The sequence below is a fragment of the Streptococcus tangpeifui genome, from assembly GCF_044503215.1.
Lineage (GTDB): Bacteria > Bacillota > Bacilli > Lactobacillales > Streptococcaceae > Streptococcus > Streptococcus tangpeifui.
Window position 1 is genome coordinate 942,312 of sequence record NZ_CP172427.1, and the last position, 18,791, is coordinate 961,102.

Below are 18,791 nucleotides of genomic sequence, written 5' to 3' on the forward strand. Positions count from 1 at the left end.
CGGAAGATTTTAGGATTTATCTTTGGAATTTTCTTTCCTAAGCTGCTTGACAAGTTTCTCATTTTTCAGTAAAATATAAGTTGTATTGGGGTATAGCCAAGCGGTAAGGCAAGGGACTTTGACTCCCTCATGCGTTGGTTCGAATCCAGCTACCCCAGTTTTTTTATTTGCTTCTAGGCCGGTGTGGCGGAATTGGCAGACGCGCTGGACTCAAAATCCAGTGTCCTCATGGACGTGCCGGTTCGACCCCGGCCACCGGTATTAGGATCTTACTTGATAAGTCGAGCCTAGAATAATGCTTCAAGGGTCGCTTATTGGTTTAGATTTGTTGTATGTGATTTAATAACACCCTTGGTTTAACTGGATAGAGTACCTGACTACGAATCAGGCGGTTAGAGGTTCGAATTCTCTAGGGTGCATCCTTAGAGAGTAGGACAAAAATCAGTAAATCTAGAATAATGTTAACGAGTCTGGACTTTTGTCCCAGACTCATTTTTGATGGCTTGATTAAGGTAATTTTTAAAGGGGACTTGACTGATATTTTTAGCCTTCTTAGATGATTGATTAAGGGATTTCACTCTTTACTTTAGTGGTTAGAGAGTGGTAAAATACTAAGAAATGACTAAAATAATATAAGGAAGTTATATGAACTATTATAAAGTTGGGACTATTGTCAATACTCAAGGGCTTCAAGGGGAGATGCGGGTCCTATCGGTAACTGATTTTGTGGAAGAGCGGTTTCAAAAGGGGAGTCAATTGGCCCTTTTTGATGATAAGGATCAATTTGTTCAAGTGGTAACTATTGCCAGCCATCGTAAGCATAAAAATTTCGATATTATCAAGTTTAAAGATATGTACCATATCAATGCTATTGAAAAATTTAAGGGCCACACTCTTAAAGTAGCGGAGGAAAATTTGGCAGATTTGGCTGAAGGTGAATTTTATTATCACCAAATTATTGGTCTACCTGTCTATGAAAACAATCAGCAGCTTGGTCTCATTAAAGAAATTCTTCAACCCGGAGCCAATGATGTCTGGGTGGTTAAGCGAAAAAGCAAACGGGACTTACTCTTGCCCTATATTCCATCGGTGGTTAAGAAGGTTGATTTGGCCAATCAACGTGTCGAGGTTGAGCTTTTAGAAGGGTTAGATGACGATGAAGATTGATATTCTGACCCTTTTTCCTGAAATGTTTGCCCCTTTGGAATATTCCATTGTTGGCAAAGCTCAAGAGAAGGGGCTCTTAGACATCACTTACCATAATTTTCGTGAAAATGCGCAAAAATCCCGCCACGTTGATGATGAACCCTATGGAGGCGGCCAAGGTATGCTGCTGCGGGTTCAGCCAATTTTTGATACCATGGCAAAAATTGATATTCAGAACCAGCAGCCTCGGGTTTTGCTCTTGGATCCTGCCGGCCGAAAGTTTGATCAGGCTTATGCTGAGGAACTGGCTCAAGAAGACCAGTTGATTTTTATTTGTGGTCATTATGAGGGTTATGACGAACGCATCAAGACCTTGGTGACCGATGAGGTCTCTCTGGGTGATTTTATTTTAACAGGTGGTGAACTGGCAGCTATGACCATTGTCGATGCGACTGTTCGCCTTATTCCTGAGGTTTTGGGTAAGGAATCCAGCCATCAGGATGATAGCTTTTCATCCGGTCTCTTAGAATATCCTCAATACACCCGTCCGTATGACTTTCAAGGGATGACGGTTCCTGATGTTCTGATGAGTGGTCACCACGAGAATATTCGTCGCTGGCGGTTGGAGCAGAGTTTGCGCAAGACTTGGCAAAGGCGGCCTGACTTGCTGGAGCAGTACCAGTTGGGTACTGAAGAAGTAGAGCTTTTGGAAAAAATTAAAAAAGAAAATAGAGAAATTGAGGAAACAAATGACGGAACAAAAGATTGCTGATATTACTATTATCGGTGGCGGGCCGGTTGGCCTTTTCGCTGCTTTTTATGCCGGTCTACGTGGTATGTCTGTTAAAATCATTGAAAGCCTGTCTGAACTAGGTGGGCAGCCAGCTGTGCTTTATCCTGAAAAACTTATTTATGATATTCCTGCCTATCCTAAGACCAATGGGGTTGAGCTGACCGAAAATTTGTTGGCACAGCTGGACCGTTTTAAGGAGACGACTGAGATTTGCCTCAAGGAAGAAGTTTTGAGTTTTGAAAAGACGGGCGAGCTCTTTACTATTGAAACCAACAAAGGACAACATTTATCCCGAGCTATTATCATCGCTTGCGGCAATGGAGCTTTTGCTCCGCGAACCTTGGGGCTTGAAGGTGAAGAAGTCTATGCTGATAATAATCTTTTCTATAATGTTCATAAGCTAGACCAATTTGCTGGCCAGAAGGTGGTCATCTGCGGCGGCGGCGATTCAGCGGTTGATTGGGCCCTGCATCTGGAGCCAATCGCTGAGAGTGTGACCATTGTTCACCGGCGGGATGCTTTTCGGGCTCATGAACATAGTGTGGAACTTTTGAATGCTTCCTCGGTCAAGATTATGACGCCTTATATCCCTTTGAGCTTACATGGAGATGGTAAAACTGTGACTGGGCTGTCCATTCAAAAGGTGAAGGCAGAAGAAGTGGTAGATTTGGACCTAGATGCCTTGATTGTCAGTTTTGGTTTCTCAACCAATAATAAGAACTTGCGTAACTGGGGGATTGACTACAAGCGGACCAATATCGCCGTGTCACCGGTCTTTCAAACCAGTCAGGAAGGTGTCTATGCAATCGGTGATGCCGCTGACTATGATGGCAAGGTTGACCTGATTGCTACAGGCTTTGGCGAAGCTCCAACTGCCGTTAATCATGCTATCAAGTATATTTATCCTGATCGTGATAATCGAGCCGTTCACTCGACTTCCCTAATCAAAGACTGAGATATTTGTGTCCTTTCATTCATTAGCCTTAGTGACAACTGGTCTAATTTTGTGAGATAAATTTTATCTAGTTATGAATCTAACCTCATCAGGGCTTTACTAATCTGATGCTGGTTGTCTGCCAATTTTAGATAATGACTAGTTTAGACTTGAATCCCTAGCTGGATTCTGTTAGTCTTACTTTCCTTTCTGGCAGTTGGCAGCTGGAAACTCAAAGGTTTTTAGATAGTTGTAATATAGACCAAGCGGTAGTTGCTGCTTGGTTTTTCTATCGATGGGGCAAGGGTTTGACTGTTTTTGGAAGAAAGTGCTTGACATTGGAAGAAATTGGCTTATAATAAAGATTGTAAACGATTGCAGAGGGGGTGTTGCTATTCTTAAGTTAGAGCGTAAAAAGCTGATTATGGAGCGAATCAGCCAGTATGATTTTGTGACCTTAGACAGTTTAGTATCTCTGTTAGAAACGTCCGAATCGACAGTCCGCCGTGATTTGGACGAACTTGAGGCTGAGCGAAAACTACACCGCATTCATGGCGGGGCAGAAAGGCTTTCCAACCTTCAAGAAGAGCTGAGCAACCAGCAAAAGGCTATCAAAAATGTTCAAGAGAAAAAACTGATTGCTCAGAAAGCCAAGGACCTGATTGATGATGGTGAAGTCATTTTTATTGAGGCCGGGACGACCAATGAACTTTTGGTGGACAAGTTAACGAGTCAAAATTTGACGGTGGTGACGAATTCTATCCATCATGGCATCAAGCTTGTTGAAAAGGGGATTCCTACGGTTATGATTGGGGGGAATGTTAAGATTCCTACTGACGCTAATATTGGGCCTATCGCCTTTCAGCAGATTAACCAGCTCAATTTTGATAAGGCTTTTTTGGGAACTAATGGGATTGATGGTGAGAATCTAACCACTCCCGATATTTATGAGGCAACCATTAAGCAGGCAGTCATTGCCAGCAGCAAGGAAGCCTTTGTACTGACTGATGCTACTAAGCTGGATCAGGTAGCCTTTGCTAAGTTTGCTAAACTGGAAGAGGTTACCTTGGTCATTAATCGCTCCTCTAAACCAATTGTCACTACTATAAAGGAAAAAACGAAGGTGATTGAAGTATGATTTATACCGTAACCCTCAACCCATCTATCGACTACATCGTTCGTCTGGACAGGGTCGTTCTCGGCAGTGTCAATCGCGTGGACAGCGACGATAAGTTTTCTGGGGGGAAGGGCATCAATGTTAGTCGAATTTTGCAACGCTTAGGTGTGCCTAATACGGCAACAGGTTTCTTGGGCGGTTTCACTGGCAAGTTCGTTGAAGATGGACTCAAGACTGAAAACATCCCAACAAAATTTGTTCAGGTTGATCAAGATACTCGAATTAATGTCAAAATAAAGGCAAATGATGAGACAGAAATCAATGGTGCTGGTCCTGAAATTAGTCCAGAGCAGTTGGCTGATTTGGAAGCCATTCTGGCAGGCCTTTCGGACGATGATACTGTGGTTTTTGCGGGTTCTGCCCCAAGTAATTTAGGCAACCAAGTTTATAATCGTTTGCTTCCTGTCGCTAAGGAAGCAGGCGCTCAAGTTGTTTGTGACTTTGAAGGGCAAACTCTCTTAGATTCCTTGAATTATCAACCGCTCTTGGTTAAGCCTAATAACCACGAACTGGAGGCTATCTTTGATGTCCAGCTCAGCGGCTTGGCAGATGTTGAAAAATATGCTAGAGAGATTCTAGCCAAGGGAGCTCAAAACGTTATCATTTCTATGGCAGGTGAGGGGGCTTTGTTGGTAACACCAGAAGCTGCTTATTTTGCTAAACCAATCAAAGGTCAAGTTAAAAATTCGGTTGGTGCAGGCGATTCAATGGTTGCTGGCTTCACAGGAGAATTTGTCAAATCTGGTGATCCAGTCCAAGCCCTAAAATGGGGTGTGGCTTGCGGGACATCGACCGCCTTTTCCGATGATCTAGCTAGTGTCGATTTTATCAAAGAAACTTATCAAAAAGTAGAGGTAGAAAAACTATGAAAATTCAAGATGTCTTGAGAAAAGAAGTCATGATCATGGATCTGCAGGCAACTACTAAGGAAGCTGCAATTGATGAAATGATTTCTTCCTTGGTTGACAAGGGAATTGTTACCGACTTTGATACCTTCAAAACAGGTATCATGAATCGGGAGGCCCAAACTTCAACTGGTTTGGGTGATGGTATCGCCATGCCTCACAGCAAAAATGCTGCTGTTAAGGAGGCAACGGTACTCTTTGCTAAATCAGCTAAGGGTGTTGATTATGAAGCTCTTGATGGTCAGCCAACCGACCTCTTCTTTATGATTGCAGCTCCAGATGGTGCCAATGATACTCACTTGGCTGCCTTGGCTGAATTATCTAAGTATTTAATGAAGGATGGCTTTGCTGATAAATTACGTCAAGTAACCACTCCTGAGGAAGTCATAGCAACCTTTGATGCAGCAGAAGAAGAAAATCAGGCAGAAGCTGCTGCTAAGGTTGCTCCAGCCGCTGACGATGACCAGCCACTGGTCGTTGCGGTTACTGCTTGTACCACTGGTATTGCTCACACCTACATGGCAGAAGAAGCACTGATTAAGCAAGGACAGGAAATGGGTGTTAATGTTCGAGTTGAGACCAATGGTGCTTCAGGCATCGGTAATGCCCTAACAGCTGATGAAATTAAACGCGCTAAGGGTGTTATTGTTGCTGCGGATAAGGCCGTTGAAATGCCTCGTTTTGATGGCAAACCATTGATTTCTCGCCCAGTCGCTGAAGGTATTAAAAAACCAGAGGAATTGATTAATGCTATTTTGGATGGTAAGGCAGAAACCTACCATGCGGCCGCAGGAGAAGCTAGCTCAGCTGCCGCTGATTCTGGTGAAAAGACCGGCCTTGGAGCCGCCTTCTACAAACATTTGATGAGCGGTGTTTCGCAAATGCTGCCATTCGTTATCGGTGGCGGTATCATTACTGCAATTTCTTTCTTGATTGATAATTTTATGGGTGTTCCGCAAAGTCACTTGTCAGACCTAGGTCACTATCATACTGCTGCAGCTCTATTTAATCAAATTGGAGGAGCCGCCTTCTTCTTCATGTTACCAATCTTGGCTGGCTACATCGCTTATTCAATTGCTGAAAAGCCTGGTTTAGTAGCCGGTGTTACGGCTGGTTATATTGCCAAAGTTGGTTATGCCATCAATATGATTGGTGTTGATGAAAGTAAGCTAATTCCATCCGGCTTCCTCGGTGCTTTAGTCGGTGGTTTCTTAGCTGGTGGTGTGGCTTTGATGCTGAAAAAATATGTCAAAGTCCCTCGCTCTTTGGAAGGGATCAAGTCTATCTTGCTCTTGCCTTTGCTTGGTGTTGCTATCACAGGCTTGTTAATGCTTTTAGTCAATGTACCAATGGGAGCTATCAACACAGCTTTAAGTAGCTTCTTGGAAGGTTTATCAGGAAGTTCGGCTGTACTTCTAGGCTTGATTGTTGGTGCCATGATGGCTATCGATATGGGTGGCCCATTCAATAAGGCAGCTTATGTTTTCGCTACAGGTACGTTGGCAGATCCTAATGCTCTTGCGCATGGTGGTACAGTTGTTATGGCAGCAGTTATGGCCGGTGGTATGGTTCCGCCGTTGGCAGTCTTTGTAGCCACTCGTCTTTTCCCTAAGAAGTTTAATAAGGAAGAGCGCGATTCCGGTTTGACCAATATTGTTATGGGCTTGTCCTTTATTACCGAAGGGGCTATCCCATTTGGTGCTGCTGACCCAGGTCGTGCTATTCCAAGCTTTATGGTCGGTTCAGCTTTAACAGGAGCTTTAGTTGGTGCTGCGGGTATCAAGCTTTTAGCTCCTCACGGCGGTATCTTCGTTGTTGCTTTGACAACAAACTGGTGGCTCTATCTGATCTTTGTTGCCATCGGAGCAGTTGTATCGGGTATCATCTTCGGTGCTCTCCGTAAGGAACAAGATGCTTAACTTAATGTTCAAAAATGACATCTATCTCTTCAGTTATTCATTTAACTGGAGGGATTTTTAATTTTTAAAATGTTGCGGAAAAATAGCATTTTTGCCACTGGCCTACGAATATAAAGTTAGGAGGTAGAACATGTATAGTGTAGAAATTCATGAAGAAGCTATGAGACCCAGAGAACGCCTGATTAGTCTTGGTGCAGAGAGCCTGAGCAATCAAGAGCTATTAGCCATTCTCTTGCGGACGGGAACTCGACGGCACCACGTTTTAACTCTGGCCAATAATATTTTGGAGACAGTTGATAGCTTAGCAGATTTTCGCAGTTTATCCTTGGAGGAGTTGCAAGCTATTCCAGGAATCGGTCGGGTTAAATCCATTGAGCTGAAAGCGGCCTTAGAATTCTCTAAGCGCATCAATCAAACATTGCCTGAGAAGTCAGAAAGGATTATTTCCAGTGACCGTCTGGCCAAGAAAATGATAGCAGAGTTGCGGGATAAAAGACAGGAGCATTTGATAGCTCTCTATTTAGACACTCAGAATCGCCTGATTAAAAAGCAAACTATTTTTATTGGTAGCGTTCAGCGCTCTATTGCAGAACCACGAGAGATTCTCCACTACGCTTGTCGAGTTATGGCAACATCAGTTATCGTTGTTCATAACCATCCTTCAGGACAGCCTGATCCGAGCCGTTATGATATTGTGTTTACAGAGAAAATCAAACGCTGCTGTGATGACCTTGGTTTGGCCTTTTTGGATCATATTATCGTTGGTTATGATCATTATTATAGTTTTCGGGAAAAAACAGATATTATCATTGATCTGCCCAGCTGAAAATATTGAAACTAACTTGCTAATAAAAAGACCAGGCAGTAGAAAACTGTCTGGTCAAAATGATAAGTAAGTAGCTTAGCTCTTGGGAAGCTGCTTAATGATATGAGAGGATAGCAGCCTCTTAATTTTCAATCGCTTTTTTCATGCCTATAGTTCGTTGACAAAATAGTTGAAGAGCTCTTGATCTTCCTGCCGACTGCCAATCAGATGCTCTGGATGCCATTGGACTCCTAAAAAATGGATATCAGGATGGTTGGAAGCAACGGCTTCGATGGTTGCATCTTTAGGATCCTCAGCAATAACATCAAGATAGGGAGAGAGTTCCTTAATGCTCTGATGATGGAAGGAGTTGATTGTGGTTTCAGAGCCGTAGATTTCAGCTAATTTTGTATTGGCTTTGATCGTCATTTCATGGGAGAGATAGTCAGTCGGAGCCTCCTGCCAGTGATTTTCAATGGCTTGGTTGAGGTTACCTCCCAGAGCCACATTCATTAGTTGGGTACCACGGCAAACGGAGAATATAGATTTTCTTTGACGAATAGCTTCATCGATAATGGCAAATTCAAAAATATCTCGGCGGTGAGAAAAATCATCATCTAATGCCTGTTTTGTTTCGTGATAGAATTCAGGATCAACATTTTGTCCACCAATCAATAGAATTTTATCCACCATACCAACATACTCGATAGCATCATCGATGGAACCAATAGGCAGGAGCAGAGGAATTCCACCAGCCCTTTGAACCGCTTGGACAAATCCTTTGGGAGTATAACTAGTGGTGATGTTATCGCTGTTAGGCCTTTCATTTGTTGTAATACCAATGATTGGTTTTTGCTTCATTAAGGAAAACCTCCTAGGTGGTAAAATATGAATTGAGAAAGAGATGGGACGGAAACTTGCCTCCCCACACATTGTGCTAATCTTTGAAGAGGAGCATAAGGCAGTTGAAAGGGCATATAATAGACAGTATCGCTAACTCATAAGATGACCTAGAAAAAAATCTATAAGCATCTATCTTACATGCTCTTCAATTTTATTGAACTTTAATACTTTTAGTGATTCTGATTCATAAAGAAGAGAAGTGTCTGGAGTTCACTGGTCAGATCGACGTATTGCACAAAGACACCCTCAGGCAGGTGCAAATTGACTGGAGAGAAGCTCAGTATTCCTTTGATACCAGCCTCTACTAGCTGATCAGCGACTTCCCGGGCTTTAAGACTGGGAACAGTCAGGATGGCCGTCTGGCAATTAGAGTTTTTGAGATGCTCTTTGACGGTCGAAATACCGTAGATAGGAATGCCATCGTCTGTCTTAGTATTAACCAGTTCATGATCATCCGTATCAAATGCCATTATAATTTGCATCTTATTGCGTTCATGAAAACGGTAGTGGAGCAGGGCTCGGCCCATATTCCCGCAGCCGACTAGGGCTACACTAGTGATAGAATGATCGTTAAGGATATCAGCGAAGAAATTCATCAACTTCTTAACGTCGTAACCAAATCCCCGTCTCCCTAGTTCACCAAAGTAAGAAAAATCTCGGCGAACAGTGGCTGAGTCGATTCCGATAGCTTCAGCAATTTGCTTGGAGCTGGCCTTTTCAATATTCCCTGCATTAAAGCGTTTAAAAGTTCGATAATAGAGCGATAGGCGTTTGGCTGTCGCTTTTGGAATAGATTTATCAATAACCATGATTGACTATCTCCAATCTATTTTAAAGTCAATAGTTCTAAGTTAATTGTAGAACAAGATTGTGAAAACTGCAACAAATTTGTGATAAAAAAATCCTATGTTAGCATAGGATTCTTCTATCGAAATCAAAGATTTGGACTGTCATTTTCTGTTTTCGTAAAAATATCTCGCTCGACCAAGCTATCCATCAAAAAGTAAAATTTATCTTGAATAATAGCTGTTTTGTCTGATTTAAAGATATTGACCAAGCGCAGTCCAGACTGGTCGGTGATACTGAGTTTAAAGGAAGACAAATCCTTGTGAATAGTAATTTTAACAGGGAAACCTTGTCCAGAATTGGGAACCTCTTCCAGAAGACGGTTAAGTTCGTAATGACCAAGTTTATTTGGTTCAAAAGTTGTATCTCTCAGTGTATATTTTTTAATCTTAGGACTGATGGTATAGGTATACTTACAGTCGTCCAAGTGAATAGATTTTTCAAATGCCATGGTATCATCCTATAATTTCTTTTAATTGTTTTGCGAGTTTGATTAATTCCTCAGGGGTATTGAGTTCTGACAGGCTGATGCGAATGGACTCGTCCAAGCGAGAGGAGTCGCTCCCGTAGTAGGCTTCCAAAACATGACTGGGGTCAACAGTACCAGCGGTACAGGCAGAACCCGTCGATACAGCGAATCCTGCTAAGTCTAATTGGGTTAGGAGAAGATTGTTATGGCTTCGCGGAAAACCGATATTGATGACATAGGGAAGGCTGTTATCACTCCCGTTGAGATAGTAGTCTAGGCCTTGCTTAGTCAATTCTTTTAAGAAGACATTGCGGAGGTGAGCTACTTTTTGATAGTTCCCATCTAAGTTTTGGTCGGCCTCTTTGAGTGCTTGAGCCATACCTGTAATGCCAATCATATTCTCAGTGCTAGCCCGTCTTTTATCCTCTTGCTCGCCACCGTGCAGGAGATTGTCCATGTGATGAGGTTTGGCATAGAGAAAGCCCGTTCCCTTAGGACCGTGAAACTTATGAGCAGAAGCAGAAAGGAAATCAACACCGAGTTCTTCGGGCCGAATAGCCATTTTGCCCATGGCTTGGACAGCATCAACATGAAAAACTGCCTGATGGTCAGCCAAAAGCTGGGCAAAGTCGCTTATAGGGAAAAGATCTCCGGTTTCATTATTGGCCATCATAGTCGAGACTAGGATGGTATCTTCTCTAAGGGCAGCTTTGAGCGCCTCTACAGTGAACTGATGGTTGGCATCAGGCTGGAGATAGGTCACTTGGAAACCAAATCGCTTTTCCAAATAGTCCATAACATGGAGGACTGAATGGTGCTCAATGGCAGTGGTAATCAAGTGTTTGCCCTTATCTTGATTGGCTAGAGCGTAGCCCTGAATGGCCATGTTATTGCTTTCGGTGGCTCCAGATGTGAAGATAATATTTCTAGGCTGAGTCTTTAAAGTCTTGGCTATAGTAAGCCGGTTTTCCCGCAAGAGATGGCTGGCTTGACGTCCATAGGTATGGATACTGGACGGATTGCCAAAATTGTCGGTCATAACCGCTGTCATTGCGTCGATAACACTTGGAATTAAAGGAGTTGTCGCAGCATTATCAAGATAAATCATCTCTTAATCCTCGTCTTCGGCAGTATAAGTGAAGAGTGGACTGAGTGGTTTGTGGTTGTGAATGCGAGTGATAGCATCACCAATCAGCCCGCTAGCTGAGATATAGGTAACATTGCTGCTGACTCTTTCTTTGGTAGCTACAGAGTCAGTCACTAGAATTTCTTTAATAGGAGCTGCTTCGAGAATTTCAGCGGCTCCACCGGCGAATAGACCGTGGCTGGCAACCGCATAGATTTCAGAAGCACCATTACGTTCGACAATTTTAGCCGCTTCAGCGAAGGTTTTACCGGTATTGAGAATATCATCAATCAAGATAGCCTTTTTTCCAGCGACCTCTCCGATAATGTACCCTTCTTCACGGTGAGTATCGTCTTGAGCATAGTCAACGATAGCAATTGGAGCATCTAGGTATTCTGCCAAGCTACGAGCTCGTTTGATACCTGAGTTTTTGGGGCTGACGACAACGACATCAGAACCCTTGAGTCCCATGTGAACATAGCGTTCCGCAAAGAGAGGAACCGTAAAGAGGTTATCAACTGGAATATCGAAGAACCCTTGTACTTGAACAGCGTGCAAATCAAGCGTTAGGATACGGTCAGCTCCGGCTTTGACCAACATATTAGCGACCAGCTTGGCTGTGATAGGTTCGCGCTGCTGAGCAATGCGGTCTTGGCGAGCGTAACCAAAGTAAGGTATGATGATATTGACTGAATTAGCCGAAGCCCGCTTGCAGGCATCAATCATAATTAGGAGTTCCCAGAGATTGTCATTAACAGGAAAGCTAGTCGACTGGATGACGTAGATATCATAGCCACGGACACTTTCTTCGATGTTAATCATGATTTCACCGTCGGAAAATTGCTTAGAAGCTAATTTGCTAAGCGGAATTCCAGCTGCTTGTGAGATTTTTTCTGCAATAGCAGTATTAGATGTCAGCGAAAATAATTTTGGGGTGCTAGTTTCTACCATGACAGTGTCATTCTCCTTTGAATAAGCGATAAGCTCAGAGGCTTATTGAGTGTGTAAGAAAATCAAGGGTGACTGAGGGGAGGAGTTTCCCTAGTTTTAGGCCTCGAAATCTTAGAATTTTCCTTTTATATTGTACCAAAAAAGGCTGATTTTTCCAGCCTTTTATCGCTATTTAAAAAATCTATCATTTTGTTTTAAGGTTGAGCAGAAGCGTGCTACTTTACTTTTAGCATATTTAAGATCAATGTTATTTTCTAATAAGAAGGCTTCAAAATCGACTTTGCCCTTATCAGGCTCCTCAACTTCAAGCTCTAGTTCATAATCAATTCGGCCTGCGTAATTGTTCTTATCTAGGGCCATGAGACCAATGGGAGATTCTTTTTCCCGCCGAACGGTTGTCAAGTGGCCTAAATTTTTAAGCTGGTCGCAGTCAACACCGTGCTCATGAATGAGGTCCTTAATGGCATTGTCAGGAAATTGACAAGATTCAATAATCTGTCTCGCTTCTTGGCGGCTAAGATCAATATTGTGTTCCAAGGTGCCCACCTCTTTAGGAATTTTCAGAGTTAGTTCGGCTCCCTTGTCAAAGGTACGAATACGCAGAGACAAACGCTTTTTTCGCATAATAAAGTCATCGGTATCAAAGTAGTAGTTGGTTTGGGTGATAGCCGGAATGTGTGAAAAGAGGGTCTCCATTCGATTGAACTCAGCCTTATTAAGCATGGTCTTGTATTCGATTTCCAAATGATTCATTTTGATTTTCCTTCTGTAGCCCTTTTTATGGTATAATTTTACTTAAACTAATTTTATAAAAATGTGGACTAATTGACAAGGCATGACTGTTGATTAGTCATAAGCCTAGAAAAACAGGAGTTTAAAGTAGACAAATATGGAATGGGAAGCCTTCTTAGACCCCTATATTCAGACTGTTGGTGAATTGAAAATTAAGTTTCGAGGCATTCGTAAGCAATTCCGCAAGCAGAATCGCCATTCGCCTATTGAATTTGTGACCGGTCGGGTTAAGCCAATTGAAAGTATCAAGGAAAAAATGCTTCTTCGTGGTGTTAAGGAAGAGCATTTGGCCGAGGATATGCAAGATATTGCTGGTGTGCGTATTATGGTCCAGTTTGTTGATGACGTTCAAGAGGTTTTAGAATTAATTCGTCAGCGTCATGATATGACAATCGTCCAAGAGCGAGACTATATCAATAATCGTAAGGCCAGTGGCTATCGGTCTTACCATGTGATTATTGAATATCCAGTTGATACGATTGACGGACAAAAAAACGTGCTGGCCGAAATTCAGATTAGGACACTGGCGATGAATTTCTGGGCTACCATTGAGCACTCACTTAATTACAAATATAAAGGGGATTTCCCGGAAGAAATTAAGCAGCGGCTTGAGGTAACCTCTAGGATTGCGCGTGAGTTGGATGAAGAAATGCGAAAAATTCGGGATGATATCAAGGAAGCTCAGCTTCTGTATGATCCTGTTAGCAGAAAACTAAGTGATGGTGTAGGAAACAGTGATGACACAGATGAATTATACAGGTAAGCCTCAGACTAGGGTGGCCATTATTGCTAACGGTAAGTACCAAAGCAAACGAGTCGCCTCCAAAATTTTTGCGGCTCTCAAGCCCGATCGGGATTTTTATCTCAGTAAGGACAATCCTGATATTGTGATTTCCATTGGTGGCGATGGCATGCTTCTGTCGGCTTTTCACATGTATGAGAAATCTTTGGATAAGGTGCGTTTTGTTGGCATTCACACCGGTCATTTAGGTTTTTATACTGATTATCGGGACTTTGAAGTGGATACCTTTTTGAGAAATCTTCGGTCAAACCAAGGGGAGAAGATTTCCTATCCCCTTTTGCGAGTGACTGTAACTATGGCCGATGGTCGAGTGGTGACGGCTCGGGCTCTTAATGAAGCTAGCCTGCGTCGTTTGGAAAAAACCATGGTAGCGGATGTTTCTATCAATGGCACGCCTCTGGAACGTTTCCGCGGTGATGGGATTACGGTCTCAACACCGACAGGTAGCACAGCCTATAACAAATCCATTGGCGGAGCGGTCCTCCATCCAACGGTAGAGGCTTTTCAGATGACGGAAATTGCTAGTCTCAACAACCGTGTCTATCGGACCTTAGGGAGTTCAGCTATTATTCCTAAGGGGGAAACCGTGACCATCGAACCTAAACGCGTTGGCTCCTATACAGTCTCCTTTGATAATAAATCCTATAGTTATCGCAATGTGGCTAAGATGGAATTTTGTCTGGATGATAAGAAAATTAGTTTTCTGTCAACCCCCCATCATACGGGTTTCTGGGAGCGGGTTAAGGATGCCTTTATCGGTGAGGTAGAAACGTGAGATTTGAATTTATCGCTGATCGCTCTTGCAAGATCAAGACCTTCCTCAAGGGACATGATATTTCTAAGGGTCTTTTAGCTAAGATAAAATATCAGGGCGGACATATATGGGTAAATGGCATTGAACGAAATGCCATTTATTTATTGACTCAAGGAGATAAGGTAGCAGTTGATATTCCAGCAGAAGTGGGAAGCCCTAATCTGCTGCCTATTCATCACCCTTTGACTATCATTGCTGAGGATGATAATTTCTTAGTGGTTAATAAACCAGCGGGGTATGCTAGTATCCCTAGCATCCTTCATTCGGAAACTATCGCTAATTTTGTTAAGGCTTACTATCAGGAAAAAGGTTATGAAAATCAGCAGGTCCACATTGTTACGCGCTTAGACAAGGATACGAGCGGTCTCATGCTCTTTGCTAAGCACGGCTATGCCCATTCACGTATGGACAAGGCCCTGCAGGCCAAAACCATTGAGAAGCGCTATTATGCTTTGGTAGCTGGACAGGAGGACCTACCAGATCAGGGAGAAATTATTGCCCCTATTGCTCGAGTATCGGATAGTATTATTACCCGTCAAGTACATTCCTCAGGCAAGTATGCCCATACTAGCTATCGGGTTTTAGAGCGTTTCGGTCGGGTGAAGTTGCTGGATATTCAGCTGCATACTGGTCGAACCCATCAAATTAGAGTACATTTTTCGCACATTGGTCAGCCTCTCCTTGGAGATGACCTCTATGGCGGCTCCTTGGATTATGGAATGAAACGTCAGGCTCTCCACTGTCATTCTCTATGTTTAACCGATCCTTTTACGGGTCAAGAACGGATCTATGAATCTGGCTTGACAGATGATTTCGAAAGCGCTATCATGAATCTACAACATAATTTAGAATAGAGGGTTTATCCTATGATAAGAAGCTTATTTGGGGAATTACGCAGTAAGATTGCTGGTAAAGGTATTAAAATTGTTTTTCCAGAAGGAAATGATGAAAGAGTCGTTCGGGCGGCTGCTCGTTTGAAGTTTGAAGGTCTGGTTGATCCGATTATTTTAGGTGAAGCTGAGCAGGTTAAGAATCTCCTTAAACGACTTGGTTTTGCTGACCAAAATTATACGATCATCAATCCTGATACTTATGCGGATTTTGCTAAGATGAAGGAACTTTTCTTGGAAATTCGTAAAGAAAAGGCGACGGCAGAAGATGCTGATAGGTTTTTGCGGGATGTCAACTATTTCGGCGTTATGCTGGTTAAGATGGGCTTGGCAGATGGCATGGTCTCAGGTGCCATTCATTCAACAGCTGATACGGTTCGGCCTGCCTTGCAAATTATTAAGACGAAACCTGGCATCTCTCGAACATCTGGTGTCTTTCTGATGAATCGGGAAAACACCAGTGAGCGTTATATCTTTGCTGATTGTGCTATCAATATTGATCCATCTCCTCAAGAGTTAGCTGAAATTGCGGTAAATACGGCTGATACAGCTAAGATTTTCGACTTGGATCCTAAAATTGCGCTGCTGAGCTTCTCTACCAAGGGGAGTGCCAAGGCACCTCAGGCTGAAAAGGTCCAAGAAGCTACTAAATTAGCTAAGGACTTGGCTCCTGAGCTAGCTTTGGATGGGGAACTGCAATTTGATGCAGCCTTTGTGCCAGAGACTGCGGCTATTAAGGCTCCAGACAGCAATATAGCCGGACATGCCAATGTCTTCATCTTCCCTGATTTGCAGTCGGGTAATCTTGGCTATAAGATTGCTCAACGCTTAGGAATGTTTGACGCAATTGGGCCAATTTTACAAGGTCTCAATATGCCGGTCAATGACTTGTCTCGCGGTTCGAGTGCCGAAGATATCTATAAATTAGCTATTATTACAGCTGCACAAGCAGTAGAAGGATAAAAACTCTCCCCCTATATTTTTTTAAAACAGTAAGCAAGGGGGGATAGATCTGAGCTGGCGTTTAGCCTCTTATCTGACAGCTAAGGCAGAAGGAAGTCTGACTCTCCTTTTCTAGGCAAGCGATGAGTCTGGTGGGGGGTGAAAAAGCTGAAAATCAACTGTGCGGAGGTGGGAAGGCAGTAGTCTATAATAGGCTATTTCCTTCCCTTTTCTATTAATGACAATGACGTTCTTCAAAATAGGAGGTATCAATGACTGAAACAGTAATGATTACAGGAGCAACAGCAGGCTTTGGTTTAGCCATGGCAGAGCTCTTTGTTAAGGAAGGCTACCGGGTGATCGGGACTGGTCGTCGTTTGGCTAAATTAGAAAAACTTGCTCAAGAACTGGGCGCTCATTTTTATCCCCTGCAGATGGATATGACATCCCAGGAAGCTATTGATTCTGCTTTGGCTAGCCTGCCGGCTGATTGGCAAACCATTGATATTCTGGTTAATAATGCTGGTCTGGCTTTGGGTTTAGATAAAGCTTACGAGGCAAATGTTGACGATTGGACTACCATGATTCAAACCAATATTGTTGGTTTGACCTATCTAACACGGCAGGTTCTGCCGCAAATGGTGGCTCGCAAGTCTGGTTATATCATCAATATCGGTTCAACGGCAGGCACGGTTCCCTACCCAGGTGCCAATGTTTACGGTGCTAGTAAGGCTTTTGTGAAACAGTTCTCGCTGAATCTGCGGGCAGATTTAGCCGGTACCAAGATTCGGGTTTCTAATGTTGAACCGGGTCTTTGTGAGGGAACAGAATTTTCCAATATCCGCTTTAAAGGCGATGACCAACGGGCTAGCGACCTCTATAAAGGCGCTCATGCCATTAGGCCAGAAGATATTGCCAATACGGTTCTTTGGCTGGCTCAGCAGCCTAAACATGTCAATGTTAATCGGATTGAAATCATGCCGACCTCGCAGAGCTTTGGTCCTCAGCCAGTTGAACGGGACGAATAGAGGGAAGCGAAAGAAGTTATGACGATCTAGTCAGTCGCCTGTCTAATATAAAAAGCCTTTAGCCAAGCTAGGAAGAATCTATTTGGCTGGAGGCTTTTTGCTGTGGGTATTTTATGGAAATTCAGTCTTCGCTTTTGATAGAAGGGCCAGAAGTGGCATCGGACCAGCCAACTAAGGCTTGGGCGCTATCTTCCAGATAGGTCGTCAGGGGCTCTTTGAAATCGGTGATGGTTTCCATAATACCGATAATCTGTCCCTGTTCATCCAAGGCTGCCTGGTAAGTTTGCATTAAAATCTGGTCAAAGGCTTGAGTAGGTACCTGAAAGCTTAAAGATTTGGTGGGATTCTCAGTAAGTTTCTTTAGCAACCAATCTTCCAAGGGATGAGCTTCTTGGTCTGGCAAGAGACTGCCGTCGGCTTGACCATTATTGTAGAGAGGCAGACCCTTTTTATCATAAAAGGCTAATTTATTGGGAAGTTGGTTCATGATTGTTTTAATAGATGTCATGTCTTTATCATAACGGTTAGACTCCTAGATTGCAAATTTTGGGATTAGCATAGGATAGTATCAGTTTTTCGAAGAAAAAAGGCATCATTTCTGGCGTTAGCTCTTTATAATAACATTATAAAGAAGTGGAGGTATCAGGATGACCCAAAAAGTTGTATTTTTAGATGTGGATGGCACCTTGGTGGATTATGAAAATCATCTGCCTCAATCTGCTGTTGAGGCTGTACAAAGGGCTAGAGCCAATGGGCATTTAGTCTATATCTGTACCGGCCGCAGCCATGCTGAAGTCCAGCCTGAACTCTGGGACATGGGCTTAGATGGGATGATTGGTGGGAATGGTTCCTATGTAGAGCATCAAGGAACAGTCCTTATGCACCAAGTGATTTCTGAGGAAGATAGTCGGGCTATTGTTGATTGGCTGCATGAGCGCGGGCTGGAATTTTACTTGGAAAGCAATAGTGGTCTCTTTGCCAGTGAGCATTTCAAAGAAGCTGCTAGACCAGTTATGCGGGCTTACGTTCTGACCAAAGGAGCCAAAGAAGCCCAAGTTAAGAATATGGAAGCAGAAGATGTTTTGCATGGTTTGGTCTATGGTGGTAATCTTTATCGCAAGGACCTCAATAAAGTTAGTTTTATCCTCAAATCTTATCAAGACCACTTAGACTCTAAAGAAGCCTTCCCCCAGCTTAAGGCTGGTACTTGGGGCGGTCGTGGTGAAACGGCTCTCTTTGGTGATTTAGGCGTTGCCAATATTGATAAGGCTCATGCTATTGATGTTCTCTTAGACTATCTGGGAAGGGATAAAGCTGATACTATTGCTTTTGGTGATGCCAAGGTGGATATTCCTATGCTGGACTACTGTGCTTTGGGGGTTGCCATGGGCAACGGTGGGCCTGAAATTTTAGCTATGGCTGACTTAGTGACCGCTGATGTAGAAGATGATGGCCTTTACAAGGCTTTTGAAAGATTGGGATTGCTGGATTAAGCGGGAATGAAAGATGGACTGATGCGCTGGACGCTGGTTCATTTTTTTCTGTTTTA

The 18,791-nt window shown here is 43.1% G+C and carries 20 protein-coding genes and 3 tRNA genes; 16 read left to right on the forward strand and 7 right to left on the reverse strand.

Features of this window, described 5'->3' with window-relative positions:
• Window positions 1-86: 86 nt before the first annotated feature.
• The 10 genes from ACFSN5_RS04320 (at window position 87) to radC (ending at window position 7,700) form a co-directional block, all read left to right on the forward strand.
• Window positions 87-158 (forward strand) — tRNA-Gln (locus ACFSN5_RS04320).
• Between the two features lie 19 nt (window positions 159-177).
• Window positions 178-261: transfer RNA gene (locus ACFSN5_RS04325), tRNA-Leu, on the forward strand.
• A gap of 85 nt (window positions 262-346) precedes the next feature.
• Window positions 347-419 (forward strand) — tRNA-Arg (locus tag ACFSN5_RS04330).
• A gap of 226 nt (window positions 420-645) precedes the next feature.
• Window positions 646-1,167, forward strand: coding sequence for a ribosome maturation factor RimM (rimM, locus tag ACFSN5_RS04335; RefSeq protein WP_165212973.1), 522 nt, complete (start codon window positions 646-648; stop codon window positions 1,165-1,167).
• Complete coding sequence (gene trmD / locus ACFSN5_RS04340) at window positions 1,157-1,918, forward strand: tRNA (guanosine(37)-N1)-methyltransferase TrmD (protein WP_165213080.1); 762 nt, start codon at window positions 1,157-1,159, stop codon at window positions 1,916-1,918. The genes rimM and trmD overlap by 11 nt, the downstream gene beginning before the upstream one ends.
• Window positions 1,896-2,894, forward strand: coding sequence for an NAD(P)/FAD-dependent oxidoreductase (locus ACFSN5_RS04345; protein WP_165212975.1), 999 nt, complete (start codon window positions 1,896-1,898; stop codon window positions 2,892-2,894). Before trmD ends, ACFSN5_RS04345 begins: the two co-directional genes overlap by 23 nt.
• 373 nt (window positions 2,895-3,267) lie before the next feature.
• Entirely contained in the window at window positions 3,268-4,011 is a 744-nt protein-coding gene (locus tag ACFSN5_RS04350) for a DeoR/GlpR family DNA-binding transcription regulator (RefSeq protein WP_346773316.1), read from the forward strand.
• On the forward strand, window positions 4,008-4,919 hold the full coding sequence (gene pfkB, locus ACFSN5_RS04355; protein ID WP_165212979.1) for a 1-phosphofructokinase: 912 nt from the start codon (window positions 4,008-4,010) through the stop codon (window positions 4,917-4,919). Before ACFSN5_RS04350 ends, pfkB begins: the two co-directional genes overlap by 4 nt.
• Entirely contained in the window at window positions 4,916-6,874 is a 1,959-nt protein-coding gene (locus ACFSN5_RS04360; protein ID WP_165212981.1) for a PTS fructose transporter subunit IIABC, read from the forward strand. The genes pfkB and ACFSN5_RS04360 overlap by 4 nt, the downstream gene beginning before the upstream one ends.
• 130 nt (window positions 6,875-7,004) lie before the next feature.
• Window positions 7,005-7,700, forward strand: coding sequence for a RadC family protein (radC, locus tag ACFSN5_RS04365; protein ID WP_165212983.1), 696 nt, complete (start codon window positions 7,005-7,007; stop codon window positions 7,698-7,700).
• Window positions 7,701-7,847: 147 nt separating this feature from the next.
• On the opposite strand, the gene ACFSN5_RS04370 is transcribed toward radC, so the two are convergent.
• From ACFSN5_RS04370 to ACFSN5_RS04395, 6 genes are all read right to left on the reverse strand, one after another.
• A complete protein-coding gene (locus ACFSN5_RS04370; protein ID WP_165212984.1) occupies window positions 7,848-8,540 on the reverse strand; it encodes a gamma-glutamyl-gamma-aminobutyrate hydrolase family protein in 693 nt (230 codons plus the stop codon).
• A 212-nt stretch (window positions 8,541-8,752) separates the two neighbouring features.
• Window positions 8,753-9,391: a redox-sensing transcriptional repressor Rex gene (locus ACFSN5_RS04375; protein WP_165212986.1), complete on the reverse strand. Its 639-nt coding sequence runs from the start codon at window positions 9,389-9,391 to the stop codon at window positions 8,753-8,755.
• A 125-nt stretch (window positions 9,392-9,516) separates the two neighbouring features.
• Complete coding sequence (locus ACFSN5_RS04380; protein WP_004227302.1) at window positions 9,517-9,879, reverse strand: DUF1831 domain-containing protein; 363 nt, start codon at window positions 9,877-9,879, stop codon at window positions 9,517-9,519.
• 4 nt (window positions 9,880-9,883) lie between these two features.
• Window positions 9,884-11,005, reverse strand: coding sequence for a cysteine desulfurase family protein (locus tag ACFSN5_RS04385; protein WP_165212988.1), 1,122 nt, complete (start codon window positions 11,003-11,005; stop codon window positions 9,884-9,886).
• A 3-nt stretch (window positions 11,006-11,008) separates the two neighbouring features.
• Entirely contained in the window at window positions 11,009-11,974 is a 966-nt protein-coding gene (locus ACFSN5_RS04390; RefSeq protein ID WP_165212990.1) for a ribose-phosphate diphosphokinase, read from the reverse strand.
• 168 nt (window positions 11,975-12,142) lie between these two features.
• Entirely contained in the window at window positions 12,143-12,727 is a 585-nt protein-coding gene (locus ACFSN5_RS04395; RefSeq protein ID WP_165329409.1) for a CYTH domain-containing protein, read from the reverse strand.
• Between the two features lie 136 nt (window positions 12,728-12,863).
• Here ACFSN5_RS04395 and ACFSN5_RS04400 point away from each other — a divergent pair, with 136 nt between their 5' ends.
• From ACFSN5_RS04400 to ACFSN5_RS04420, 5 genes are all read left to right on the forward strand, one after another.
• Window positions 12,864-13,529, forward strand: a complete 666-nt coding sequence (locus ACFSN5_RS04400; RefSeq protein ID WP_004229525.1) for a GTP pyrophosphokinase — start codon at window positions 12,864-12,866, stop codon at window positions 13,527-13,529.
• Window positions 13,504-14,343 carry an NAD kinase gene (locus tag ACFSN5_RS04405; protein WP_004228404.1) on the forward strand — a complete coding sequence of 280 codons (840 nt, stop codon included), beginning with the start codon at window positions 13,504-13,506 and terminating at the stop codon, window positions 14,341-14,343. Before ACFSN5_RS04400 ends, ACFSN5_RS04405 begins: the two co-directional genes overlap by 26 nt.
• Window positions 14,340-15,236 (forward strand): RluA family pseudouridine synthase, encoded by an 897-nt coding sequence (locus tag ACFSN5_RS04410; RefSeq protein WP_165329408.1) that lies wholly within the window; start codon window positions 14,340-14,342, stop codon window positions 15,234-15,236. The genes ACFSN5_RS04405 and ACFSN5_RS04410 overlap by 4 nt, the downstream gene beginning before the upstream one ends.
• Before the next feature lie 12 nt (window positions 15,237-15,248).
• A complete protein-coding gene (gene pta, locus ACFSN5_RS04415) occupies window positions 15,249-16,235 on the forward strand; it encodes a phosphate acetyltransferase (protein ID WP_165329407.1) in 987 nt (328 codons plus the stop codon).
• A 251-nt stretch (window positions 16,236-16,486) separates the two neighbouring features.
• Window positions 16,487-17,242, forward strand: a complete 756-nt coding sequence (locus tag ACFSN5_RS04420) for an SDR family oxidoreductase (RefSeq protein ID WP_165329406.1) — start codon at window positions 16,487-16,489, stop codon at window positions 17,240-17,242.
• Between the two features lie 121 nt (window positions 17,243-17,363).
• On the opposite strand, the gene ACFSN5_RS04425 is transcribed toward ACFSN5_RS04420, so the two are convergent.
• Window positions 17,364-17,750, reverse strand: coding sequence for a sodium transporter (locus ACFSN5_RS04425; protein WP_165213004.1), 387 nt, complete (start codon window positions 17,748-17,750; stop codon window positions 17,364-17,366).
• Window positions 17,751-17,889: 139 nt separating this feature from the next.
• Between ACFSN5_RS04425 and ACFSN5_RS04430 the strand changes: the two genes are divergently transcribed.
• Entirely contained in the window at window positions 17,890-18,735 is an 846-nt protein-coding gene (locus ACFSN5_RS04430; protein ID WP_165213006.1) for a Cof-type HAD-IIB family hydrolase, read from the forward strand.
• Window positions 18,736-18,791 lie beyond the last annotated feature (56 nt).